We start from the raw sequence: 23201 nt of genomic DNA on the forward strand, positions 1-23201 counted from the left end.
AAGCATGCTGGATCTCTCTAAGTTTCAAAGCACCGGCGCAGAAACCTGTTTTCACGACCGGCATATCGGCGCGCAAATCTACGCCGACTTGAATGGCAAGAATTGGTCGATCAAGGACTATGAGGCCCGTGGCGGTTACGCTGCTTTGCGCAAAATTCTGGGCAAGGATGGCGGCGAAGGCCTGACGCAGGATCAGGTGATCGCCGAGGTCAAGGCGTCTGGTTTGCGTGGTCGTGGTGGTGCGGGCTTTCCGACTGGCTTGAAGTGGAGCTTCATGCCGCGCCAATTCCCTGGCCAAAAGTATTTGGTTTGCAATTCGGATGAAGGCGAGCCAGGTACCTGCAAAGACCGCGATATCTTGATGTTCAACCCTCATATCGTGATTGAGGGTATGGCCATCGCTGCTTATGCCATGGGCATTGGTGTGGGCTACAACTACATCCACGGCGAAATCTTTGAGGTTTACGAGCGGTTTGAGGCCGCGCTCGAAGAGGCGCGCGCTGCTGGCTATCTGGGTGACAACATCATGGGTTCGGGCTTCAGCTTCCAGCTGCACGCCCACCATGGTTTTGGCGCCTACATCTGCGGCGAGGAAACTGCGCTGCTGGAGTCTCTGGAAGGCAAGAAGGGCCAACCCCGGTTCAAGCCTCCCTTCCCGGCAAGCTTTGGTCTGTACGGACGGCCGACAACCATCAACAACACCGAAACCTTTGCGGCCGTTCCCTGGATCATCCGCAACGGTGGCCAGCCCTACCTGGAAATTGGTAAGCCGAATAACGGTGGCACCAAGATTTTCTCGGTGTCTGGCGATGTGAATCAGCCCGGGAATTTCGAGGTTCCGCTAGGTACTTCGTTCGAGAAGTTGCTGGAACTCGCAGGTGGCGTTCGCACGGGTCGCAAGCTCAAGGCGGTGATTCCTGGTGGCTCTTCGTCGCCTGTCTTGCCGGCAGACGTCATGATGGCCTGCACCATGGATTACGACTCGATCGCCAAGGCAGGTTCCATGCTCGGCTCTGGCGCGGTGATCGTGATGGATGACAGCCGCTGCATGGTGCGCAGCCTCTTGCGTCTGTCCTACTTCTACGCTCACGAGTCCTGCGGCCAATGCACGCCTTGCCGTGAAGGTACGGGCTGGATGCACCGCGTGATCGAGCGCATTGCCAATGGGCAAGGGCGTATGGAAGACATCGAGTTGCTGAACTCGGTGGCCGACAACATCCAAGGGCGCACCATTTGTGCGCTGGGCGACGCCGCAGCCATGCCTGTGCGCGCGATGCTGAAGCATTTCAAGCACGAGTTCATCGCCATGATCGAACAAGCGCAGCAGACTCAAGAGGCTCAGAAATCGGCCATCGCTTGACGCGTAGGTTGGTGAGGACAAGCTATGGTAGAAATTGATCTCGATGGCAAAAAGGTCGAAGTCGCTGAAGGCAGCATGGTCATGCATGCAGCTGAAAAGGCCGGCACCTACATTCCGCACTTCTGCTATCACAAAAAGCTCTCCATCGCGGCCAACTGCCGGATGTGCTTGGTTGAGGTGGAAAAGGCACCCAAGCCTCTGCCTGCTTGCGCCACCCCAGTGACGCAAGGCATGGTCGTTCGCACCAAGAGCGAACGCGCACTCAAGGCGCAGCAAGGCGTGATGGAGTTTTTGCTCATCAATCACCCTCTGGACTGCCCCATTTGTGACCAGGGTGGTGAGTGCCAGCTGCAAGATTTGGCTGTGGGCTACGGCGCTACCTCATCGCGCTACTCGGAAGAGAAGCGAGTTGTGTTCCATAAGAACGTGGGGCCGCTGATTTCCATGGAGGAAATGAGCCGCTGCATCCACTGCACCCGGTGCGTGCGCTTTGGCCAGGAAATTGCCGGCCAGATGGAACTGGGCATGGCGCACCGCGGTGAGCACAGCGAAATTCAAACTTTCGTGGGTCGCTCGGTCGATTCGGAGCTCTCGGGCAACATGATCGACATCTGCCCCGTGGGCGCCCTGACCAGCAAACCCTTCCGCTACAGCGCGCGGACGTGGGAGCTGGCTCGACGCAAGAGCGTGAGCCCGCATGACTCCACGGGTGCGAACCTGATTGTTCAGGTCAAGAACGGCAAGGTCTTGCGTGTCGTGCCGTTGGAGAACGAAGACGTCAACGAGTGCTGGATTGCTGACCGTGATCGCTTCTCCTACGAGGCGCTCAACAGCGAGGACCGCCTGACCTCGCCCATGATCAAGCAAGGTGGCGGCTGGAAGACGGTGGACTGGGCCACGGCGCTGGACTATGTGGCCAGCGGGCTCAAGCAGATCAAGGGTGCGCATGGCGCGTCCAGCATCGCAGCACTGGCGTCCGAGCACAGCACTGTGGAAGAGCTGCACTTGCTGGCCAAGCTGGCCCGAGGCATTGGCAGCGAGAACATCGACACCGCACTGCGTCAGACCGACTCCGGCTTGCGCGCTGCTGAAGGCAAGGCGCATTGGCTGGGCCGCAGCATCGCGTCCCTGTCGCAGCTCGACAGCGCCTTCATCGTCGGCTCCTTCCTGCGCAAGGATCACCCACTGCTGGCCCAGCGTTTGCGCCAGGCCGCTCGCCGTGGCGCGCAAATTGTGGGCCTGCATGCGGTGGAAGAAGATTGGCTGATGCCTGTCAGTGCCCGCATCACGGCTGTGCCCTCGCAGTGGTGGCAACAACTCGCCAATGTGGCAGCTGCTGTGGCGCAGCGCACGGGCGTTCAAGCCCCCGCTGCTGGCGAGGCTACCGAGGCCGCACAGGCTCTGGCAGAGGCTTTGCTGGGTGGCGAACAAAAGGCTGTGCTGCTCGGTAACGCTGTGCTGCATCACCCTCAAGCCGCAGCTTTGCATGCGCTGGCAGCTTGGATTGCCGAGCACACGGGTGCCACGGTGGGCTTCTTTGGTGAAGCTGCGAACAGCGTTGGCGCCCAGTTGGTTCAGGCGCGTCCTGGTGCCAAGGGGCAAAGCGCTGCCCAGGTGCTGAGTTCTGACAGCGCCAAGGCGCTGCTGCTGTTGAACTGCGACCCCGTGCTCGATAGCGCCAACGCGGCGGCCGCAAGCCGCGCGCTGCACGCTGCAGAGTTGGTCGTGGTGATGAGCCCCTTCAAGAGCGGGCTGGACTACGCCGACGTGCTGCTGCCCATAGCCCCCTTCACGGAAGGCTCTGGCAGTTTCATCAATGCCGAAGGGCGCCTGCAGAGCTTTGTGGGTGTTGCCAAGGCTTTGGGTGAAACGCGTCCCGGCTGGAAGGTGCTTCGCGTGTTGGGCAATTTGTTGGAGCTCGACGGTTTTGCCTTTGACAGCTCTGACCAAGTTCGTGCCGCAGCTTTGGGCCACGAAGACCTGGCACCCCGTTTGAGCAATGCACCTGCCCAGGCCGTTGCAGCGCAAGAGTGGTCGGTGCAAGGTTTGGAGCGCTTGGCCGCTGTGCCCATCTATGCCGCAGATGCTCTGGTGCGCCGCTCGGCTGCGCTGCAGCAAACCCGAGACGGCCGCGAGGCTGCACATGTGCAACTGCCCCCGGCCGTGTGGAACCAGTTGGGCTTGGGCGAGGGTGGCATGGTTCGCGTGAGCCAAGAGGGCGCCGGGGAAGTGGTGCTGAGCGCGCGTTTGGACACCACGCTGGCGGCCAATGTGGTGCGAGTCAATGCAGCCCTGCCTGAGACCTCGGCGCTGGGCCCGATGTTTGGTGCCATCAACGTTGCCAAGGCGTAAGAGACAACACCATGGATAACTTCTACAACGCTGGTGCTGAGCTGTTCAATGGCATTTCGCCATTGATTTGGCCTGTCATCTGGAGCCTGCTGAAGATTGTTGCAGTCGTGCTCCCCTTGCTGCTGTGCGTCGCCTATCTCACTTTGTGGGAACGTAAGGCGATCGGTTGGTCGCAAATTCGACCCGGCCCCAATCGGGTGGGTCCCTTGGGCCTGCTGACCCCGATTGCCGATGCGGTGAAGCTGATTTTCAAGGAAATCATCACGCCATCGGCCGCCAACAAAGGGCTGTTCTTCCTGGGGCCGATCATGACCATCATGCCGGCCTTGGCCGCATGGGCTGTCATTCCCTTTGGGCCGGATGCGGCCGTTGCTAACGTCAACGCGGGTCTTCTGCTTTTGATGGCCATCACCTCGATGGAGGTCTATGGCGTCATCATCGCGGGCTGGGCCTCCAATTCGAAGTACGCGTTCTTGGGCGCGCTGCGCGCTTCGGCGCAAATGGTCTCTTACGAGATCGCGATGGGCTTTGCCCTGGTGATCGTGCTGATGGTGACCGGTTCGATGTACATGACGGACATCGTTCTGGGCCAGACCAAGGGGATGTTTGCCGATTTCGGTTTGAATTTCCTCTCCTGGAACTGGTTGCCCCTGCTGCCTATCTTTGTCGTGTACTTCATTGCAGGCTTGGCAGAGACAAACCGTCACCCCTTTGACGTGGTTGAAGGTGAATCGGAAATTGTTGCCGGGCACATGATCGAGTACTCTGGCATGTCCTTCGCCATGTTCTTCTTGGCTGAATACGCCAACATGATTTTGGTGTCGGCACTCACCGTGGTGATGTTCCTCGGCGGATGGGCTGCACCTGTTTCCTTCCATCTGTTTGGCATGGAGACGCCAGAGTTTTTCAAGAACACCATGCCGTTCTGGAATTGGTTCTGGTTGTTTGCCAAAACCTTTGTGGTGGTGACGATGTTCTTGTGGGTTCGTGCGTCGTTCCCCCGCTACCGCTATGACCAGATCATGCGTCTGGGTTGGAAGATCTTCATCCCCGTCACACTGGTGTGGCTGGTGGTTGTGGGTCTGTGGATTCAGTCGCCATTCAATATCTGGAAGTAATCCGAGGTGATCGCTGTGAGCTCCATCAAGGACCTACTCAAGAGCTTCATGCTCATCGAACTGTTCAAGGGCTTGGCCCTGACAGGTCGGCATTTTTTGTCGCGCAATATCACGGTTCAATTCCCTGAGGAAAGAACGCCGCTGTCGCCGCGATTCCGTGGTTTGCATGCGCTGCGCCGTTATGAAAACGGTGAAGAGCGCTGCATTGCCTGCAAGCTGTGTGAAGCGGTTTGCCCGGCAATGGCGATCACGATTGAGTCAGATGTGCGTGCCGATGGCAGCCGCCGGACCACGCGCTATGACATCGATCTGACCAAGTGCATTTTTTGCGGCTTTTGTGAGGAAAGCTGCCCGGTGGACTCCATTGTTGAGACCAATATTTTTGAATACCACGGCGAGAAGCGTGGTGATCTGTACTTCACCAAGGACATGCTCTTGGCTGTTGGCGATCGCTACGAGACGGAAATCGCCGCTTGCAAGGAGGCCGATGCCAAGTACCGCTGAGGCAGGGCAGGGCCGTTGAGGCCCTGCAATTCAACTGCTTCGGCAAGCTTGCAAGGACGTCGCATGGAAATCACTACCGCGCTTTTCTTTTTGTTCTCGCTGGTTTTGCTGGGTTCAGCGTTTCGTGTCATCACGGCGCGCTCTACTGTGCATTCGGCGCTCTTCCTTATCTTGGCCTTCTTCAACGCGTCTTGCATTTGGATGCTTCTGAAGGCGGAGTTCCTGGCGATCACCTTGGTGCTGGTGTATATCGGCGCTGTGATGGTGTTGTTCCTCTTTGTCGTGATGATGTTGGATTTCAATACCGACAGTGTTCGACAAGGGTTTTGGAAGCACATGCCGCTGGCTGGCCTGGTGGGCGCCTTTATCGCGCTTGAAATGGCTGCTGTGTTGCTGGGTGGCTTCCGTGTGGCGGATGCGCCGGCACTCAGCGAAGCTGACGCCAAGCTGGGCAACGCCAAGATGCTTGGTATTGCCATTTACACCGATTACCTCTTCCCCTTGCAAATCGCGGCGGTGCTCCTGCTGGTGGCCATCATCGCGGCCATTGCATTGACGCTGCGTCAGCGCAAAGACTCGCGCTCGCAAGACCCGGGCGAGCAGGTGAAGGTCAAGAAAGCCGACCGGCTGCGTATTGTCAAGATGGCTCCCAGCGTTGAAGAAGCAGCGCCAGCGGCCGCAGACGATAAGAATCAAGGAGCTGTCTGATGGAAGCGTTGAATACGAGCCTGACACTCGGCCATTTCCTGACTCTCGGGGCCATTCTGTTTGCGATGTCGGTGGTCGGCATTTTTATGAATCGCAAAAATTTGATCGTGCTCCTGATGGCGATCGAGTTGATGCTCTTGGCGGTCAACCTGAATTTCGTGGCCTTCTCCCACTATTTGGGTGATATGGCTGGTCAGGTGTTTGTGTTTTTCATCTTGACGGTGGCAGCCGCTGAATCCGCAATCGGCTTGGCCATATTGGTGGTGCTGTTCCGTAATCGCAGCAGCATTGACGTGCAAGAACTGGATGCCTTGAAGGGCTGATGAGAGGCGAGTACCCATAATGTCTGCACAACTCTCTCAGAACATGCTGCTGGCGGTGCCTCTGGCCCCGCTGGTGGGCGCCGTGGTGGCTGGCCTGTTTGGAAAACAAGTGGGGCGGCGCGGTGCTCATACCGTGACCATCTTGGGCGTGCTGGTGTCCTTTATCTTGTCCGCCATCACGCTCTACAGCGTGGCGATGGAGGGCGCCCGGTTCAACCAGACCATCTACGAATGGATGGTGTTGGGCGGCCTGAAGATGGAGGTCGGCTTCCTGGTCGACGGCCTGTCGGCCATGATGATGGTCGTGGTGACTTTTGTGTCCCTGATGGTGCACATCTACACCATCGGCTACATGGAAGAGGACCCTGGCTATCAGCGCTTCTTCAGCTACATCTCGCTGTTCACCTTCTCCATGTTGATGCTTGTGATGAGCAACAACATGCTGCAGCTGTTCTTTGGCTGGGAAGCGGTGGGCTTGGTGTCGTATTTGCTGATCGGCTTCTGGTACACAAAGCCCACGGCCATCTTCGCCAATATGAAAGCCTTCTTGGTCAACCGCGTGGGTGACTTCGGCTTCATTCTGGGCATCGGTTTGCTGGTGGCCTACGGCGGTTCGCTCAACTACACCGAGACCTTTGCCAAGGCTGGCGAACTGGCTCAGATCAAGTTCCCAACCCCGCTGTGGGGCGGCGACTGGATGATGCTGACCGTGGCCTGCATTTGCCTGTTCATTGGCGCCATGGGCAAGTCTGCGCAGTTCCCACTGCATGTGTGGTTGCCTGACTCCATGGAAGGTCCGACGCCAATTTCCGCGCTGATCCACGCCGCCACCATGGTGACGGCAGGCATTTTCATGGTCGCGCGCTTCAGCCCCCTGTTCGAGTTGAGCGACACGGCACTGAACTTCGTGCTCGTCATCGGCGCGATCACGGCGCTGTTCATGGGCTTTTTGGGCATCATCCAAAACGACATCAAGCGCGTGGTGGCCTACTCGACGCTGTCGCAGCTGGGTTATATGACCGTGGCGCTGGGTGCTTCGGCCTACTCGGTGGCTGTGTTCCACCTGATGACACATGCCTTCTTCAAGGCGCTGCTGTTCTTGGCGGCCGGCTCGGTGATCATCGGCATGCACCATGACCAGGACATCCGAAACATGGGTGGTCTGCGCAAGTACATGCGCATCACCTGGATCACGTCCTTGCTGGGTTCTTTGGCCTTGATCGGTACACCGTTCTTCTCCGGCTTCTACTCCAAGGATTCCATCATCCTGGCCGTGCAAGCCAGCCAGCTGCCGGGCGCCTCGTTCGCCTACGCTGCGGTGGTGGCGGGTGTGTTTGTGACGGCGTTCTACAGCTTCCGCATGTATTTCCTGGTCTTTCACGGCAAGGAAAACTTCCGCCACAAACCTTTCCCGGGTGAGCACGACCATCACGACGACCATGACCACGTGCATGTGCCGCATGAGTCTCCGGCTGTGGTGACGGTGCCGCTGCTTTTGTTGGCGATTCCCTCGGTTGTGATCGGCGGCCTGTCTCTTTATCCCATGCTGGCGGGTGACTTCTTCAAGGACGCCATCCATATCAACACGGCCTTGCACGCTGGCATCGACAACGTGCTGGAGCATGTGCATCACGGTGCTGTGGCCATGGGCATGCATGCCTTCGTGACCCTGCCGTTCTGGCTGGCGGTGGCCGGCGTGGCCACGGCCTATGTGTTCTACATGGTGGCTCCGCAAATTCCCGCGACGCTGGCTCGCGTGCTGCGCCCGCTGGTGGTGGTGCTGGAGAACAAGTACTTCATGGACTGGTTCAACGAACACGTCCTGGCCGCTGGCGCCCGTGCATTGGGCCGCGGCTTCTGGAAAGTGGGTGATCAGGCGATTATTGATGGCGTGATGATCAACGGGTCGGCACAGGCCATCGGTAGCTTTGCCGGACTGATCCGACGCGTGCAAACCGGTCACCTCTACTGGTATGCGCTGGCCATGATTTTGGGCGTCGTGGGTCTGATGACCTGGCAGCTGTGGCCTTACCTGGGCCCTCAATTCCAAGCCCTGCTGGGCTGATCACGGGGGCGGAGAACAAGAATGTTGCTTAGTCTTGCCATTTGGTTGCCCATCGTCTGGGGCGGTTTGCTCCTGGCGTTTGGACGCGACGACAACGCGCGCATGGCGCGCTGGTTCGCCCTGCTGGGGGCTGTGCTCGGGTTGTTGGTCACGCTGCCACTGATCACCGAGTTCAATACCGCGACTGCAGCCATGCAGTTCGTGGAGAAGCTGGTCTGGATCGAACGCTTCAACATCCACTACCACCTGGGCGTGGATGGGATTTCGATGTGGTTTGTGCCCCTCACGGCCTTCATCACCATCATCGTGGTGGTGTCCGCCTGGGAGGTGATTGAGAACCGCGTGCACCAGTACATGGGTGCGTTCCTGATCTTGTCGGGCATGATGATTGGCGTGTTCTCGGCGCTGGACGGCATGCTGTTCTATGTGTTCTTCGAGGCCACGCTGATCCCGATGTACATCATCATCGGCGTCTGGGGCGGACCCCGTCGCGTGTATGCGGCCTTCAAGTTCTTCCTATACACGCTGGCAGGCTCGCTGTTGATGCTGATTGCACTGCTGTACCTGTACGTGAAGTCCGGTGGCAGCTTTGACATCCAAACCTGGCACCACCTGCCGCTGGCTTTGAACCCGCAGACCCTGCTGTTCTTTGCCTTCTTCGCAGCGTTTGCGGTGAAGGTGCCGATGTGGCCGGTGCACACGTGGTTGCCCGATGCACACGTGGAGGCCCCTACGGGAGGCTCGGTGGTGCTGGCGGCCATCATGCTGAAGCTCGGTGCCTATGGCTTCCTGCGTTTTTCCATGCCCATCGCTCCCGATGCGGCGCGTGAGTACGCATGGTTCATCATCGTGCTGTCGCTGATCGCGGTGCTCTACATCGGTGTGGTGGCGCTGGTTCAGAACGACATGAAAAAGCTGGTGGCCTACTCGTCGGTGGCGCACATGGGCTTTGTGACGCTGGGCTTCTTCCTCTTCAATGAGTTGGGCGTGTCCGGCGGTCTGGTGCAGATGATTGCCCACGGCTTTGTCTCGGGCGCCATGTTCCTGTGCATTGGTGTGCTCTACGACCGCGTGCATTCACGCGAGATTGCGGCATATGGTGGGGTGGTCAACACCATGCCCAAGTTTGCAGCTTTTGCGGTGTTGTTCGCCATGGCCAACTGCGGCTTGCCGGCCACGGCAGGTTTTGTTGGCGAGTGGATGGTCATCCTGGGCGCCGTCAAGTTCGACTTCTGGGTGGGCGCCTTGGCAGCCACTTCGCTGATCTTCGGCGCGGCCTACAGCCTCTGGATGGTCAAGCGTGTCTACTTCGGCGCACCGGCCAATGACAACGTGCGTGAGCTGGCCGACCTGAACACGCGTGAGTTCCTCATGTTGGGTGTCATGGCTGTGGCCGTGTTGTGGATGGGCCTCTATCCCAAGCCGTTTACCGACGTGATGCACCAGTCCGTCACCGAGTTGTTGCAGCACATTGCTGTTACCAAGATTCCGCAGATTCAATAAGGGCTCGATGCCATGAATGAGATGAACTGGGTCGCGGTCCTGCCAGAAATCTTCCTGTTGGGCATGGCCTGCGTGATCGCGCTGGTCGATCTGTTTGTGACTGATCCTCGCCGCACGCCAACCTATTGGTTGACGCAGCTGACGCTGGGTGTTTTTGCCGCCATGCACTTCTGTGCCTTTGGTGAGGGCAAAGTTGAACTCACCATGCAAGGCATGCTGGTGTCAGACCCCATGGGGCACCTGCTGGTGGCCTTCGCGGCCATCGCACTGGCAGTGACGCTGGTCTATGCGCGCCCTTATGCGGGCACGCGTGACCTGCTCAAGGGCGAGTTGTTCACGCTGAGCCTCTTCATGCTGCTGGGCGTGGCGGTGATGATCGCGTCGGCCAACTTCCTCATGATTTACCTCGGCCTGGAGCTGATGAGCCTGTCGCTGTACGCCCTCGTGGCACTGCGCCGGGACCATGCGTTGGCCACCGAGGCGGCCATGAAGTACTTTGTGCTGGGCGCCTTGGCCAGCGGCTTCCTGCTCTATGGCTTGTCCATGATGTATGGCGCCACGGGCTCCTTGGATATCGCACAGGTCTTTGAAGTGGTCATGCAGGGCCAAGCCAACAAGGGCGTGCTGATTCTGGGCACGGTGTTTGTGGTGGCGGGGCTGGCGTTCAAGCTAGGCGCGGCGCCATTTCATATGTGGGTGCCAGACGTCTACCACGGCGCGCCTACGGCGGCGACCCTGCTCATCGGCGGTGCGCCTAAGCTCGCAGCTTTTGGCATGACCATTCGCCTGCTGGTGGAAGGCATGCTGGGCTTGGCGGTGGATTGGCAGCAGATGCTGATCGTGCTGGCCGTGGCCTCGCTGGTGGTGGGCAACGTGGCGGCGATTGCGCAGACCAATCTGAAGCGCATGCTGGCTTACTCGGCCATTGCGCAAATGGGTTTCATGTTGCTGGGTCTGGCCTCTGGCGTGATCAACAACAGCACTGCCCCTGCGCTGAACGCCTACAGCTCGGCCATGTTCTACGCCGTGACCTATGTGCTCACGACGCTGGGTACCTTCGGCCTGATCATGCTGCTGGCGCGCCAAGGCTTCGAGTCTGAGCAAATCAGCGATCTGTCCGGCCTGTTCAAGCGCAGCCCCTGGTTTGCGCTGGTGATGGCCATGTTCATGTTCTCGCTGGCAGGTATTCCGCCGACGGTGGGTTTCTACGGCAAGCTGGCCATTCTGCAAGCCATGGTGGGTACGGGTTCGTCCTTCTACATTGGCTTGGCGGTGGTGGCCGTCCTGCTGTCCCTGGTGGGCGCTTTCTACTACCTGCGCGTGGTCAAGGTGATGTTCTTTGACGATGCGACTGACAGCAACGCCCCAGTCATTGCGCTGGACGCCAAGGTGGTGATGTCGATCAACGGTATCGCGGTCGTGGCTCTGGGCTTGCTGCCCGGTGGTTTGCTCGACTTGTGCAAGCAGGCCGTGATGCAAACCTTGCTGCGTAACTGAAGAGGGACGAGGCGTGGAACTGTCGGTTTGGTTGGTGCTGGCGCTCGCGCTGGCTGCGGCGAATGCGCCTTACCTGAGTTCTCGCCTCTTTCTCGTGGGGCCGCGTCGCAGCCCCAAGTCAGGCTGGGTGGTGGTGGCTGAGCTGCTGCTGCTGGCCCTGGCGACTCTGGTCTTGGGCTGGGTCTTGGAAGCCTCCCAGGGGCAGCGCCATGAGCAGGGTTGGGAGTTTTACGTCGCGGCTCTTTGTCTCTTTCTGACCTTGGGCTTCCCCGGCTTTGTGTGGCGCTATCTGCGCCGTGGTGCATCCGGTCCGGATCAACAAGCCGAAGGCGTTTGAGAAGCTGGGCTGGGATTTGGGGAACCCGCGCGGTCCAGCCCAAGTGGTGAGACCAAGAAGCACTGAGATGAACAATCCCCAGCACGAAGACGCCCACTTGCGTGAGACCCAGCTGCAAAGCGAGCGGGTGTTTGGCGGCCACTTTCTGAAGGTAGACCGCGACACAGTGCGCCTGCCCGACGGCAAGACCGCCACGCGCGAGTTTGTACGCCACCCCGGCGCCGTGATGGTGCTGCCCATGCTGGACGACGGCCGTTTGGTGATGGAACGCCAGTTCCGCTACCCCATGGACCGCGTCATGCTGGAGTTTCCGGCCGGCAAGCTTGACCCCCATGAAAGCCCGCTGAGCTGCGCTCAGCGCGAGCTGCTCGAAGAGACCGGCTACAGCGCTGCAGAGTGGGCCTATGCCGGTGTGCTGCACAACGCCATTGCCTACTCGGACGAAGGCATTCACATCTTCTTCGCCCGTGGCCTCACGCGTGGGCGGCAACAACTGGACGAGGGTGAGTTTTTGGAGTTGGTCGAGCACAGCGAGCCTGAGCTCAACGACATGGCCCAGCGCGGCGAACTCACCGACGCCAAGACCCTGATTGGCCTGCTGTGGCTGGACCGCTGGCGCCAGGGGCGCTGGCCGCTGCAGTGGCAACGAGCGCTTTGAATGGATGTTGAACACAGCGCGGTGCAGCACGCCAGTGCCCAGCCCGCCAACCCTTGGCGCCTGTCTGTGGCGCCCATGCTGGACTGGACGGATCGGCACTGCCGCTATTTCCACCGTCTGCTGACGCGCCACACACGGCTCTACACCGAGATGGTGACCACCGGTGCGCTCTTGCATGGCGACCAAGCCCGGCACCTTGACTTCAACCCCGAAGAGCACCCCGTGGCGCTGCAGCTCGGCGGCAGCGAGCCCGCAGACCTGGCTGCCTGCGCACGCCTGGCTCAGCGCTGGGGCTACGACGAGGTGAACCTCAACTGCGGCTGCCCGAGCGAGCGTGTGCAGCGCGGCGCTTTTGGCGCTTGCCTGATGGCTGAGCCGCAGCTGGTGGCCGATGGCGTGAAAGCCATGCGTGATGCGGTGGACATCGACGTGACCGTCAAGCACCGCATTGGCATCGACAAAATCGAGAGCTACGACTTTGTGCGCGATTTTGTCGGACGGGTGGCTGAGGCCGGCTGCGAGGTCTTTATCGTGCATGCCCGCAACGCCTGGTTGCAGGGCTTGAGCCCGAAAGAAAACCGCGACATCCCGCCGCTGCGCTACGAGCTGGTGCACCGGCTCAAGCGCGAATTCCCGCAGCTGACCATCGTCATCAACGGCGGCATTCAGACCGATGAGCAGATTGCCGAGCAGCTGCAACACGTGGACGGTGTGATGGTGGGTCGTCAGGCCTACCACGAGCCTTGGCAAATGGCGCTGTGGGACGAGCGCTTTTTCGGCCAGGTGGGTCCTGCTGTCAGCCGCGAGGCTCTGGAGGCCCAGTGGCTGGCCTATCTGGAGCGCCACTGTGCGGCGGGCCACAGCTGGCCGCAGGCCATGCGCCATGCGCTGGGGCTCTACAACGGCTTGCCCGGTGCGCGCCGGTGGCGCCAGGTGTGGAGCGACCACCAGCTCAAAACACTACCTCCGGCTGAGGTGGCCCAGCAGGCCCTGGCGGCGCGGCTGGAGCAGGTGCGGCGCCAGCAGGAAACCGACGCCCGGCGCCAAGCCCAGTTGCCACCGGGCTGAGCGCAACAGCTCACTCCCAGGGCGGGGGCTCGTTGCCTGCCGCAGCGCTGGCAGTGCTTGCCGTTGTCGCTGCCGGTGGTGTCGCCTGGGGCAGGGCGGGGTGGGTGCCTTCCAGGGCAGCTTGGGCAAAGTCCAGCTCGCCGCCCAGACCTTGGATGAGGTCGGGGATGAGGCGGGCCAGCTCTCCGGTAGCCAGGGCGGCGTCAACGTCGAAGGCCTCGTCTTTGGCGGGCTTGTCACGACCCTCGAAGACCACGTCCAGGAAGCTGATTTTTTTGATCTGCAGCGTGTCCGTGAGCGTGAGGCTGACGCGTTCGCGCCAGGTCAGCGCCAAGCGGGTGGGCAGCTTGCCGCTGGTGAGATGGGTGCGGACTTCGTCGATGTCCAGGTTGTGGCGGGCGTAGCGCACCGTGGCCTTCATCTCGTCGCTGGCCTTGAGTTCGCATTCGCGGTCGATGGTGAAGTGCTCGGGCGGCACGCCGTCCATCAGCCACGCGGCCATGCAGCTGGCGGGTGACTCGGCGGACTGCACCAGGTGCAGCTGCAGGGTGCTGTCGGCCTTGGTCAAGAGCGAGATGACGCCGTCGGCCTTGGAAATCGAGCCCGCATCCACCATCAGCAGGCCCAGGCGCGGGGCAATCCACACGCGTTGGTGGCCTTGAGTGGTGAAGCAGCGTGGCAGCAGCTCGTGCTGGGCTTGCTCTTTGAGGTCGCGCAGCTGTTTTTTGCCGGGTTTGCGGCCGCTTTCTTGCTCGATGCGCTGGGCCATGTCTTCGACATGGCGGCGCAGCACGGCGCCGGGCAGCACGCGGCGCTCGTGGCGCAGGCACAGCAGCCAGTGGTGGTCGACTTGTTCCAGCAGCGGGGCGCCGTCTTCGCCGCGCGGAGCCACCCAGCCCAAGGCACTTTCCTGCGTGGCGCTGCAGGGCACGAAACACTCGGCCAGCAGGGCTTCTTCAAGGGCTTTGGGGTCGGGCTGCCACGTGGGCGCAATGCGGTAGACGATGAGGTTCTTGAACATAGCCGCGCATTGTCGCAGCCGCTGCAGTGCCCGGCTGTGGGCACGAGGCTGCAGCCGGGCTTGGTGCGGGTTGACGACGGGTGCGGGGCGCGCCTCAGTTCGGGCGGATCTTGATCCAGGTGGTTTTGAGCTCGCTGTATTTATCCAGCGCGTGCAGGGATTTGTCGCGCCCGTTGCCCGATTGCTTGAAGCCGCCAAAGGGCACGGTGATGTCGTCCTCGTCGTACTGGTTCACATGCACGGTGCCCGCGCGCAGCTGGCGCGCCACACGGTGGGCGCGGTCCAGGTCTGAGCTCCAGACGCTGGCGGCCAGGCCATAGCTGCTGTCGTTGGCGATTTGCAGGGCTTGGGCTTCGTCCTCGAAGCGCAGCAGCGAGAGCACGGGGCCGAAGATTTCTTCGCGCGCAATGCGCATGCCGTTGCTGACGCCAGCAAACACCGTGGGCTCGACATAGCAGCCGCCGCTGTCTGCGCGGGCCTGTGCCCCGCCGCACAGCAGCTGCGCGCCGTCACTTTTGCCTGCATCGATGTAGCGCAGCACGGTGCTGAGCTGCTGCTGGTCCACCACGGCCCCCATCACGGTGCTGGGGTGCAGCGGGTCGGCACAGGGGTATTTGGGCGCCTCAGCGGCCACGGCGCGGGCGAAGTCTTCGGCAATGCTCTCGTGCACCAGCACGCGCGAGGGGGCATTGCAGCTCTGGCCCTGATTGAAGAACATGCTGGCGGCCACGGTGCGCGCGGCCAGCCCCAGGTCTTTGAAGTCGGGGAAGACGACAAAAGCGCTCTTGCCACCGAGTTCGTTGTAGACGCGCTTGAGATTGGATTGGCCCGCGTACTCCAGCATCTTGCGGCCCACGCGCGTGGAGCCGGTAAAGCCCACGGCGTCCACGTCCATGTGCAGGGCCAGAGCCTCACCGGCTTCGTGGCCATAGCCGGGCACGACGTTGAGCACGCCCTCGGGCAGGCCGGCTTGCAGTGCCAGCTCGGCCAGGCGCAGGGCCGTCAGCGGGGATTTTTCGCTGGGTTTCAAGACCACGGAGTTGCCCATGGCCAGGGCGGGCCCGAGCTTCCAGGCGGCCATGATCATGGGGTAGTTCCAGGGCACGATGGCGCCGATGACGCCCATGGCCTCGCGCTGAATCAGGGCCAGTGCACCCGGTGCTGTGGGGGCGATTTCGTCGTAGACCTTGTCCACGGCTTCGGCATACCACTGGATGCAGCGCGCGGTGGCGGGCACGTCCACGCTCAGTGCATATTGAATGGGCTTGCCCATGTCCAAGGTCTCGAGCAGCGCCAGCTCTTCCTTGGCGGCCAGGATGAGCTCGGCCCAGCGCAGCAGCACGCGCTTGCGCTGCGCCGGTGCGCGTGCTGCCCAGCGCCCATCGGCAAAGGCGGCGCGTGCGCTGGCCACAGCAGCATCCACATCTGGCGCGGTGGCGCGCGCCACTTCGCCCAGCACCCGGCCGTCGATGGGCGAGGTGTTGGTGAACACGGCTGCATCATGCGCGGCGCGGCGCTGGCCGTTGATGAGCAGTCGGCCATCGGGGCGCAGCTGGGCGGCACGTTCGTGCCAAGAAGGGGATGCAGATGCTTGGGACATGGTTAAACCTCAGAACTTCACGACCACAGATGTGCCCAGCACGCTGTTTTGCTTGCGCATGCTGCCGTCGGTGACGTATTCGAACACGGTCTGGTCGGCACGGTCCAAGCGATATTCCAGCTTGAAGGTGGTGGCCAAGTTGTAGGCGTAGTTGGCCCCCAAGGCCAGGGCCATGCGGTTGGCGCCGCGGCTGGGGTTGTCGCCCAGAACCAGCCCGCCTTGTGCGTCGCGCCCAAGCAATGCAGGGCCAATGCCGTTGCGCGCATCGCTGCCATAGCCCAGCAGGCCACCGCCGTTTTTGTGGTTGTTCAGATAGTCTGCGCGGGCCACCACTTCAAAGCGCGGCGTGAGCTTGTACGCGCCCAGGGCCGACACGCCCCACCACTGTGCGGTGCGCAGCGCGCCAGTGTCGGGGTCAGGCGTGATGGAGGCCTTGGCCTGACGGCCATAGCTGACTTGCCCTTGCAAGGTCAGGTCGCCGCGAATGAAGTAGGCATCGGCCTCCAGCAAGTGCAGCGTGGTGGCCGCTGTGCCGCCCACGGGGTTGGCGGCCTTGCCATGCACCCCCGCAAAGCCAAAGCCCTGGAATTCGCCCTTGGCATAGTCCACGCGGTAGGCCAGCACGGGGGACTTTTGCCCTGGCGCCAGCTCTGAGGCGTTCATATTGGCCAGCATCACCTTGGTGAGCCACTTGCCGCGTGTGAGCTCCAGCCCCGCGCCGGTGTAGGCCGTGGGCAGCGTGAAGTCAAACAGCAGGTTGTGCGTGAGCAGCTTGTTGAGCGTGGGCTGCAGCATCTCGTAGCCCGACCAGTCCGGCGTGTGGCCCGCGATGAAGCGGGTTTGCAGATCGCCCAGGGGAATGGAGACGGTGGCCTCTTGCACGATGCCGCCATTGCCGATCACCGAGTCGGTGCCGCGGTTGGGGGAGAGCACCAGGTGGTAGCGCGTGCCGGAGTCTGTTTCCTTCAGGAAGTCCAGCACGGCGGTGCCGAGGTAGGAGTTGTCGTAGTTGTAGCCGTCCGACGAGACGTTGTTGATGAACTGAAAGCCCGCGCGGTTTTGCGCACGGTTGGCCACGTAGGCGGGCTCCATATAGCCGCTGATCTTGAGGCCCTTGAAGCCGGCAGACTCCTGGTTGTCCTCCAGCGCCTCGGTTTTGATGGCAATGCGGTTGAAGTCTTGCTGCTGCTGGGCGGTCATGCCCGCGGGCTTCTCGGCCGCCGATTGCTCATTGGCTTTGAGCCGCTCTTCGAGCTGGTTGATGCGGGCTTTGAGCGCGCGCAGCTCTTTGAGCAGCTCTTCATTGCTTTGGGCCTGGGCGGGGGCCAGGGCCGCGGCCAGGGTGAGGGTCAGCGCTAGGCGCTTTGCAAGACGGTGTGGGGGCTTGTTCATCGGGTCCTCGTGTCGTGGGTGGTCGGGGCAGCGGGACTACGGATTGCGCTGGGCTGCGGCCAGCTCTTGGGTGCGACGGCGCTCGGCGCGGGCCAATGCCCAGCTGGCCAGCACCACGCCAATGCTCACAACGGCCACCATCAGCGTGGCCACGGCGTTGATGCCGGGTGAAATGCCCAGCCGGGCGCGCGAAAAAATCACCAGCGGCATGGTGGTGGCGCCGGGGCCTGACAAAAAGGCCGAGAGCACCACATCGTCCAGCGACAACGTGAAGGTCAAGAGCCAGGCCGAGGCCATGGACGGCGCAATCAGGGGCAGGGTGATGAGCGCGAACACCTGGTGCGGCTGCGCCCCCAAGTCCAGCGCGGCCTCTTCCAGCTGCGGGTTGAGTTCGGTCAGCCGCGCCTGAATCACCACCGTGGCATAGGCCATGCCCAGCAGCAAATGACCCAGCCAGATGGTGAGCCAACCGCGCTCGGGGTAGCCCAGCGCACGCTGCATGGACACCAGCATCAAGAGCAGCGACAGGCCGATGATGACCTCGGGCATGACCAGGGGCGCGTTGATCATGCCGGCAAACAAGGTGCGTCCGCGAAAGCGCCGGTATTTCACCAAGGCCAGTGCCGCCAGCGTGCCCAGCAGCACGGAGCCGCAGGCCGTCAACAGCGCAATGCGCAGCGACAGCCACAGCCCTGAGAGCAGCTCATGGTCTTGCCCCAGCGCGGCATACCAGCGCATTGAAAAGCCGCCCCAGGCCACACCCGAGGGCGCGGCGTTGAAGGAGTACAGCACCAGCGAAAAAATCGGCAGGTAGAGAAAGGCGAAGGAGAGCGCCAACCAGCTGCGGCCCAGCAACCGCGCGCCCGTGGTGGCAGTGGTGCTGGCCTGCATCAGTGGCTCCCCCGCGCGTCGCGCTGTTGGCTTTGGTATTTGTTGAACAAGGCCAGCGGCACGAGGATGAGCAGAATCATCAACACCGCCACCGCGCAGGCCATGGGCCAGTCGTTGTTGCTGAAGAACTCATCCCACAGCACGCGGCCGATCATCAGCGTCTGCGGCCCGCCCAGCAGTTCGGGGATGACGAACTCGCCCACGCAGGGAATGAACACCAGCATGGAGCCCGCAATCACCCCGGCCTTGGACAGCGGCACGGTGATGCGCCAAAACGCCACCCAGGGTGTGGCGCCCAAATCGGCGGCGGCCTCCAGCAAGCGGCCGTCGAGCTTGGACAGGTTGGCGTAGAGCGGCAGCACCATAAAGGGCAGGTAGGTGTAGACCATGCCCACCCACAGCGAGAAGGGGGTGTTCATGAACTTGCCTGCGGTCTCGATCAACCCGGCGCTGGCCAAAAGCCTGTCCACACCCAGCCCTGTCAGCGCCTGAGCCACCCAGCCCTGCTCAGTCAGCAGCCCCTTCCAGGCGTAGACCCGCAGCAGGAAGGAGGTCCAAAACGGCAGCATGACCAGCATCACCAGTGCGGGCTGCAAGCTGGCGCGCGAGCGCGCCATGAAGTAGGCAAAGGGGTAGCCAATGAACAAGCAGCCCAGCGTGGTGGCTGCGGCGTATTTCAGGCTGTTGAGGTAGGCCTGCAGGTAGAGCGGGTCTTGGGCGATGAACTCGTAGTTGCTGAGCTTCAGCGCCAAGAGCACCACGCCGTCGGCGTAGCGCAGCAGGTCTTTGAAGTGCACCGTCTCCATTTCGGAGACGCTGATCTTGAGCACGATGGCAAAAGGCAGCGCGAAGAAAACCAGCAGCCACACATAGGGCAGACCGATGACCCAGCTGCGCCCGCTGGGGCGCAGGCGTGCTGCGGCGCTTTGAAGTCGGGTGGTGGCACTCATGGTGGGCGGCCTCAATGGGTGAGCACCACTTGGGCCGAGTCGCTCCAGTGCGCCCAGGCCGAATCGCCCCAGCGCAGCTCGCCGTCGCGGTGGCGCTGGGCATTGGCCTGCGAGACGCGCAGCATCTGCCCGCTGGCCAAGCGCAGGTGGTAGAGCGTGTAGGCACCGAAGTAAGACAGCTCTTGCACCACGCCCTGCGCCTTGTTGTAAGCGCCTTCGGGCTCGGTGTTGCTGAGCTGGATTTTTTCGGGCCGCAGGCCCACGGCCAAACTCATGCCCTCGCTGCCGCTGATGCCGTGGCCCACATAGTGCTGGCAGTCGGCGCAGTCGATGATGACGTGGTCGGGGTTGTCGCAGCTCAGGCGCCCCTCCATGAGGTTGACGCTGCCGATGAAGTCCGCCACAAAGCGGTTGGCCGGGGTTTCGTAAATCTCCGCGGGGGCTCCCACTTGCAGCAGCCGCCCCTCGCTCATGACGGCAATGCGGTTGGCCATGGTCATGGCTTCTTCCTGGTCGTGAGTCACCATCACGCAGGTCACGCCGACCTCCTGGATGATGTTGACCAGCTCGATCTGCGTGCGCTCGCGCAGCTTTTTGTCCAGGGCTCCCAGGGGTTCGTCCAGCAGCAGAAGCTTGGGGCGCTTGGCCAGGCTGCGAGCCAGCGCCACGCGCTGCTGTTGCCCGCCCGAGAGCTGGTGGGGCTTGCGCTTGGCGTAGCTGCCCAGCTGCACCAGCGCCAGCATGGCTTGCACGCGCTCGTTCACCGCGTCGCGCGGCAGGCCCTCGCGGCGCAGGCCAAACGCGATGTTGTCCCACACGCTGAGGTGGGGGAAGAGCGCATAGCTCTGGAACATCATGTTGATGGGGCGCTGGTGCGGCGGCACGCCCACCAGGTTTTGCCCGCCCAGCACAATGCGCCCGCTGCTGGGGGTTTCAAAGCCCGCCAGCATGCGCAGCAAGGTGGTCTTGCCACAGCCCGAGGAGCCCAGCAGCGCAAAGATTTCGCCTTGCGCAATGTCCAGGCTGACATGGTCCACCGCCACAGCGCCGGCACCGAAGTCCTTCACCACATCTTGAATTTGCAGAAATGGCGCTGCCGCCTGCGGTGTTTGCATGGCTCACCCCTCCAGAGTTTTTGTGTGCGGGCTGTGTGTGTGCGCGCTCAGAGGCCCGTCTTGAAGGCGGTGTACATGCGCGTCATGTTGCGGCGCATGTCGTTGTTGATGGCGTCTGGCGTGGCCATGCGGCGCATGTCCGCGTCGCTCAGGAACACCGAGGGGTTGCTGGCCACTTCAGGCTTGACGAAGGGGCGCGACTCTTTGTTGGGGTTGGCGTAGAAGACCTTGTTGCTCAGGCCGGCATGAATCTCGGGGCGCAGGATGTAGTTGATGAACTTGTGCGCGTTGCCGGGGTGCGGCGCATCGGCGGGGATGACCATCACGTCCATGAACACAATGCCGCCGGTCCTGGGGATCAAGGCCTGGATTTTTTGCCCGGTCTTGCCGTCAATGGCGCGCTGGCGCGCGATGTTGATGTCACCCGACCAGCCCAGTGCCACGCACAGGCTGCCGTTGGCCAAGTCGTTGATATAGCCCGAGGAGCTGAACAGCGTCACATAGGGGCGGATGCTCTTGAGCAGGCCAGGCACGGCGCTGTAGTCGCCCTGGTTGCGGCTGTAGGCGGGCTTGCCCAGGTAGTGCAGCGCAGCGGGCACGATTTCGGTGGCTGAGTCCAAAAAGCTCACGCCGCAGCCCTTGAGCTTGGAGATGTACTCCGGCTTGAACACCAGGTCCCAGGCGTTGTCGGGCATGGGCAGGCTGCCCAGCGCGGCCTTGACCTTGTCCACATTGATGCCCACGGTGGTGAAGCCCCAGAGCCAGTTCACCATGAACTCGTTGCCCGGGTCCAGCTTGGCGAGTTGAGCCTGCAGACTGGGGTCTAGGTTTTTGTAATTGGGGATGAGGGACTTGTCGATTTTGCGCAGCAGCCCGCCATCGGCTTGCAGCTTGGCCCAGTAGGAGGAGGGCACCACGATGTCATAGCCCGTTTTGCCCGCCACGAGCTTGGCATGGACGATTTCGTTGTTGTCGAAGTTGTCGTAGCGGACCTTGATGCCGGTTTCTTTCTCGAAGTTGCGCAGCGTGTCTTCGGCGATGTAGTCGGACCAGTTGTAGATGTTCAGTACCTTGTCTTCTTCCTGCGCTCGTGCGGGCGGGCTCCACAGGGCCGAGGTGGCCAGGGCCAGCACCGCCAGGGTGCTTCCGATGCGGTGAGACAGAGTGGTGGTCATGCGAGGCTCTCCATGGCGAATGTCGACGGGGTCACTACAAGGCACTGCTGTTGAGGTTCAGTCTAGAAGTGGGGGCGCGGTGGGGGCATACCCATGAACCCCAGTGGCAAGGTGGCGACGCATCAGACCCAGCCCTTTTGCTGCAGCTCTTGCAGGCTCAAGTCCAGGCAGTGCAGGATCAGGTTCACCATCTCGTCGACCTGCGCGCGCGACATCACCAGCGGCGGCGCGATGATCATGCGGTCGCCCACGGCGCGCATGATCAGCCCGTTGCCAAAGCAGTGGGCGCGGCAAAGCATGCCCACTTCCAGCTCGGGCTTGAAGCACTGCAGCTTGGCTTTGTCTTGCACCAGCTGCACCGCGGCCATCATGGCGCAGCTCTGCACCTCGCCCACCAGCGGGTGGGCTGCCACGTCTTGCAGGCGCTGTGCCAAATAGGGCCCGATGTTTTGCCGCACATGGGCCACCAGGTTCATCTGCTGGATGAGCCGGATATTGGCCGTGGCCACGGCGCAGGCCACGGGGTGGCCGCTGTAGGTGAAGCCGTGGTTGAACTCGCCGTGGCTGGCCAGCACATCGCTCACGCGCTGCGACACCATCACGCCGCCCAGCGGCACATAGCCCGAGGTCACGCCCTTGGCAAAGGTCATGAGGTCCGGGCGCGTGCCCATGGTCTCGCAGCCAAACCACTGGCCGGTGCGGCCAAAGCCGCAGATCACCTCGTCGCTGACGAGCAAGATGCCGTACTTGTCGCAGATGCGCTGGATCTCGGGCCAGTAGGTGCTGGGCGGCACGATGACGCCACCCGCACCCTGCACGGGCTCGCCGATAAAGGCGGCCACGCGCTCGGGGCCCAGCTCCAGAATCTTGTCCTCCAGCCAGTGTGCGGCGGTGAGGCCAAAGTCCTCGCGGCTTTGCCCTTGGCCGTGCTCAAACCAATGCGGCTGCTGGATGTGGTGGATGTCGGGGATGGGCAGGCCGCCCTGGGCATGCATGCCGCTCATGCCGCCCAGCGAAGCCCCGGCCATGGTGGAGCCGTGGTAGCCGTTGTGGCGGCTGATGAGGATGCGCCGCTGCGGCTGGCCCAGGCTGGCCCAGTAGTGGCGCACCATGCGCACCACGGTGTCGTTGCCCTCAGAGCCCGAGCAGGTGAAGAACACCTTGTCGAACTGCGGCGGTGTCACTTCCGCCAGCAACTCGGCCAGCTCGATGGCCGGGGGCGTGCTGGTCTGGAAGAAGGCGTTGTAGAAGGGCAGCTCCTGCATCTGGCGCGTGGCTGCGTCCACCAGGCCTTGTTGCCCATAGCCGGTGTTGACGCACCACAGCCCGCTCATGGCGTCGAGGATTTTGTGGCCCTCGCTGTCCCAGAGGTAGATGCCTTCGGCGCGCGTGATGATGCGCGCGCCCTTGCGCGCCAGCGCAGCGTGGTCGGTGAAGGGGTGCAGAAAGTGCGCGCTGTCGGCCTGCTGCCATTGCCGCGTGCTGCGCGACTGGGCGCGTGATGCCGCATAGGCGGCGGCTGGTGTGGGGGTGAGCTGACTCATGGGGGGCGCTCCGATAAATG

General features: G+C 62.1%; 20 protein-coding genes. 12 read left to right on the forward strand and 8 right to left on the reverse strand.

The features are described from left to right. Window positions 1-4: 4 nt before the first annotated feature. The 12 genes from nuoF (at window position 5) to dusA (ending at window position 13493) form a co-directional block, all read left to right on the forward strand. Entirely contained in the window at window positions 5-1360 is a 1356-nt protein-coding gene (gene nuoF, locus ACG0Z6_RS15545) for an NADH-quinone oxidoreductase subunit NuoF (protein ID WP_394463049.1), read from the forward strand. Between the two features lie 24 nt (window positions 1361-1384). Continuing rightward, on the forward strand, window positions 1385-3712 hold the full coding sequence (gene nuoG, locus ACG0Z6_RS15550; RefSeq protein WP_394463051.1) for an NADH-quinone oxidoreductase subunit NuoG: 2328 nt from the start codon (window positions 1385-1387) through the stop codon (window positions 3710-3712). A gap of 11 nt (window positions 3713-3723) precedes the next feature. Continuing rightward, window positions 3724-4830, forward strand: a complete 1107-nt coding sequence (gene nuoH, locus ACG0Z6_RS15555) for an NADH-quinone oxidoreductase subunit NuoH (protein ID WP_394463053.1) — start codon at window positions 3724-3726, stop codon at window positions 4828-4830. Between the two features lie 6 nt (window positions 4831-4836). Further along, window positions 4837-5334 (forward strand): NADH-quinone oxidoreductase subunit NuoI, encoded by a 498-nt coding sequence (gene nuoI, locus ACG0Z6_RS15560; RefSeq protein ID WP_394463055.1) that lies wholly within the window; start codon window positions 4837-4839, stop codon window positions 5332-5334. A gap of 63 nt (window positions 5335-5397) precedes the next feature. Further along, window positions 5398-6042: an NADH-quinone oxidoreductase subunit J gene (locus tag ACG0Z6_RS15565; RefSeq protein ID WP_394463057.1), complete on the forward strand. Its 645-nt coding sequence runs from the start codon at window positions 5398-5400 to the stop codon at window positions 6040-6042. Beyond that, on the forward strand, window positions 6042-6365 hold the full coding sequence (gene nuoK, locus ACG0Z6_RS15570) for an NADH-quinone oxidoreductase subunit NuoK (RefSeq protein WP_394463059.1): 324 nt from the start codon (window positions 6042-6044) through the stop codon (window positions 6363-6365). The genes ACG0Z6_RS15565 and nuoK overlap by 1 nt, the downstream gene beginning before the upstream one ends. 19 nt (window positions 6366-6384) lie before the next feature. Beyond that, window positions 6385-8430, forward strand: coding sequence for an NADH-quinone oxidoreductase subunit L (gene nuoL, locus ACG0Z6_RS15575; RefSeq protein ID WP_394463061.1), 2046 nt, complete (start codon window positions 6385-6387; stop codon window positions 8428-8430). 21 nt (window positions 8431-8451) lie between these two features. Continuing rightward, entirely contained in the window at window positions 8452-9933 is a 1482-nt protein-coding gene (locus tag ACG0Z6_RS15580; protein WP_394463063.1) for an NADH-quinone oxidoreductase subunit M, read from the forward strand. A 12-nt stretch (window positions 9934-9945) separates the two neighbouring features. Then, complete coding sequence (gene nuoN / locus ACG0Z6_RS15585) at window positions 9946-11430, forward strand: NADH-quinone oxidoreductase subunit NuoN (protein WP_394463065.1); 1485 nt, start codon at window positions 9946-9948, stop codon at window positions 11428-11430. Between the two features lie 13 nt (window positions 11431-11443). After that, window positions 11444-11767: a DUF2818 family protein gene (locus ACG0Z6_RS15590; RefSeq protein WP_394463067.1), complete on the forward strand. Its 324-nt coding sequence runs from the start codon at window positions 11444-11446 to the stop codon at window positions 11765-11767. 67 nt (window positions 11768-11834) lie between these two features. Next, window positions 11835-12425: an NUDIX domain-containing protein gene (locus ACG0Z6_RS15595; protein ID WP_394463069.1), complete on the forward strand. Its 591-nt coding sequence runs from the start codon at window positions 11835-11837 to the stop codon at window positions 12423-12425. Continuing rightward, a complete protein-coding gene (dusA, locus tag ACG0Z6_RS15600; RefSeq protein WP_394463071.1) occupies window positions 12426-13493 on the forward strand; it encodes a tRNA dihydrouridine(20/20a) synthase DusA in 1068 nt (355 codons plus the stop codon). A gap of 10 nt (window positions 13494-13503) precedes the next feature. On the opposite strand, the gene ACG0Z6_RS15605 is transcribed toward dusA, so the two are convergent. The 8 genes from ACG0Z6_RS15605 to ACG0Z6_RS15640 all read right to left on the reverse strand — a co-directional run bounded on the left by ACG0Z6_RS15605 (window position 13504) and on the right by ACG0Z6_RS15640 (window position 23181). Next, window positions 13504-14514 carry a recombination-associated protein RdgC gene (locus ACG0Z6_RS15605; protein WP_394463073.1) on the reverse strand — a complete coding sequence of 337 codons (1011 nt, stop codon included), beginning with the start codon at window positions 14512-14514 and terminating at the stop codon, window positions 13504-13506. A 94-nt stretch (window positions 14515-14608) separates the two neighbouring features. Further along, complete coding sequence (locus tag ACG0Z6_RS15610; RefSeq protein ID WP_394463075.1) at window positions 14609-16114, reverse strand: aldehyde dehydrogenase; 1506 nt, start codon at window positions 16112-16114, stop codon at window positions 14609-14611. Between the two features lie 9 nt (window positions 16115-16123). Continuing rightward, window positions 16124-17506 (reverse strand): DUF3138 family protein, encoded by a 1383-nt coding sequence (locus tag ACG0Z6_RS15615; protein WP_394463077.1) that lies wholly within the window; start codon window positions 17504-17506, stop codon window positions 16124-16126. A gap of 36 nt (window positions 17507-17542) precedes the next feature. Beyond that, a complete protein-coding gene (locus ACG0Z6_RS15620) occupies window positions 17543-18397 on the reverse strand; it encodes an ABC transporter permease subunit (RefSeq protein WP_394463079.1) in 855 nt (284 codons plus the stop codon). Continuing rightward, the gene (locus ACG0Z6_RS15625; protein ID WP_394463081.1) at window positions 18397-19347 is read right to left on the reverse strand and encodes an ABC transporter permease; all 951 of its coding nucleotides are present in this window, start codon (window positions 19345-19347) and stop codon (window positions 18397-18399) included. The genes ACG0Z6_RS15620 and ACG0Z6_RS15625 overlap by 1 nt, the downstream gene beginning before the upstream one ends. A gap of 11 nt (window positions 19348-19358) precedes the next feature. Further along, the gene (locus tag ACG0Z6_RS15630) at window positions 19359-20462 is read right to left on the reverse strand and encodes an ABC transporter ATP-binding protein (RefSeq protein WP_394463083.1); all 1104 of its coding nucleotides are present in this window, start codon (window positions 20460-20462) and stop codon (window positions 19359-19361) included. A 47-nt stretch (window positions 20463-20509) separates the two neighbouring features. Continuing rightward, the gene (locus ACG0Z6_RS15635; protein ID WP_394463085.1) at window positions 20510-21637 is read right to left on the reverse strand and encodes a polyamine ABC transporter substrate-binding protein; all 1128 of its coding nucleotides are present in this window, start codon (window positions 21635-21637) and stop codon (window positions 20510-20512) included. A 122-nt stretch (window positions 21638-21759) separates the two neighbouring features. Further along, a complete protein-coding gene (locus ACG0Z6_RS15640; protein ID WP_394463087.1) occupies window positions 21760-23181 on the reverse strand; it encodes an aspartate aminotransferase family protein in 1422 nt (473 codons plus the stop codon). Window positions 23182-23201: the final 20 nt, after the last annotated feature.

This window comes from Roseateles rivi, assembly GCF_043555845.1.
GTDB classification, from domain to species: Bacteria; Pseudomonadota; Gammaproteobacteria; order Burkholderiales; family Burkholderiaceae_C; genus Roseateles; species Roseateles rivi.

Coding starts and splice junctions, on each gene's coding strand:
- ACG0Z6_RS15640 (WP_394463087.1), bottom strand. CDS start 23,181: ATGAGTCAGCTCACCCCCACACCAGCCGCCGCCTATGCGGCATCACGC.
- ACG0Z6_RS15620 (WP_394463079.1), bottom strand. CDS start 18,397: ATGCAGGCCAGCACCACTGCCACCACGGGCGCGCGGTTGCTGGGCCGC.
- ACG0Z6_RS15595 (WP_394463069.1), top strand. CDS start 11,835: ATGAACAATCCCCAGCACGAAGACGCCCACTTGCGTGAGACCCAGCTG.
- nuoF (WP_394463049.1), top strand. CDS start 5: ATGCTGGATCTCTCTAAGTTTCAAAGCACCGGCGCAGAAACCTGTTTT.
- ACG0Z6_RS15580 (WP_394463063.1), top strand. CDS start 8,452: ATGTTGCTTAGTCTTGCCATTTGGTTGCCCATCGTCTGGGGCGGTTTG.
- ACG0Z6_RS15610 (WP_394463075.1), bottom strand. CDS start 16,114: ATGTCCCAAGCATCTGCATCCCCTTCTTGGCACGAACGTGCCGCCCAG.
- dusA (WP_394463071.1), top strand. CDS start 12,426: ATGGATGTTGAACACAGCGCGGTGCAGCACGCCAGTGCCCAGCCCGCC.
- nuoN (WP_394463065.1), top strand. CDS start 9,946: ATGAATGAGATGAACTGGGTCGCGGTCCTGCCAGAAATCTTCCTGTTG.
- ACG0Z6_RS15565 (WP_394463057.1), top strand. CDS start 5,398: ATGGAAATCACTACCGCGCTTTTCTTTTTGTTCTCGCTGGTTTTGCTG.
- ACG0Z6_RS15635 (WP_394463085.1), bottom strand. CDS start 21,637: ATGACCACCACTCTGTCTCACCGCATCGGAAGCACCCTGGCGGTGCTG.
- ACG0Z6_RS15625 (WP_394463081.1), bottom strand. CDS start 19,347: ATGAGTGCCACCACCCGACTTCAAAGCGCCGCAGCACGCCTGCGCCCC.
- nuoH (WP_394463053.1), top strand. CDS start 3,724: ATGGATAACTTCTACAACGCTGGTGCTGAGCTGTTCAATGGCATTTCG.
- nuoG (WP_394463051.1), top strand. CDS start 1,385: ATGGTAGAAATTGATCTCGATGGCAAAAAGGTCGAAGTCGCTGAAGGC.
- ACG0Z6_RS15615 (WP_394463077.1), bottom strand. CDS start 17,506: ATGAACAAGCCCCCACACCGTCTTGCAAAGCGCCTAGCGCTGACCCTC.
- ACG0Z6_RS15605 (WP_394463073.1), bottom strand. CDS start 14,514: ATGTTCAAGAACCTCATCGTCTACCGCATTGCGCCCACGTGGCAGCCC.
- ACG0Z6_RS15630 (WP_394463083.1), bottom strand. CDS start 20,462: ATGCAAACACCGCAGGCGGCAGCGCCATTTCTGCAAATTCAAGATGTG.
- nuoL (WP_394463061.1), top strand. CDS start 6,385: ATGTCTGCACAACTCTCTCAGAACATGCTGCTGGCGGTGCCTCTGGCC.
- nuoK (WP_394463059.1), top strand. CDS start 6,042: ATGGAAGCGTTGAATACGAGCCTGACACTCGGCCATTTCCTGACTCTC.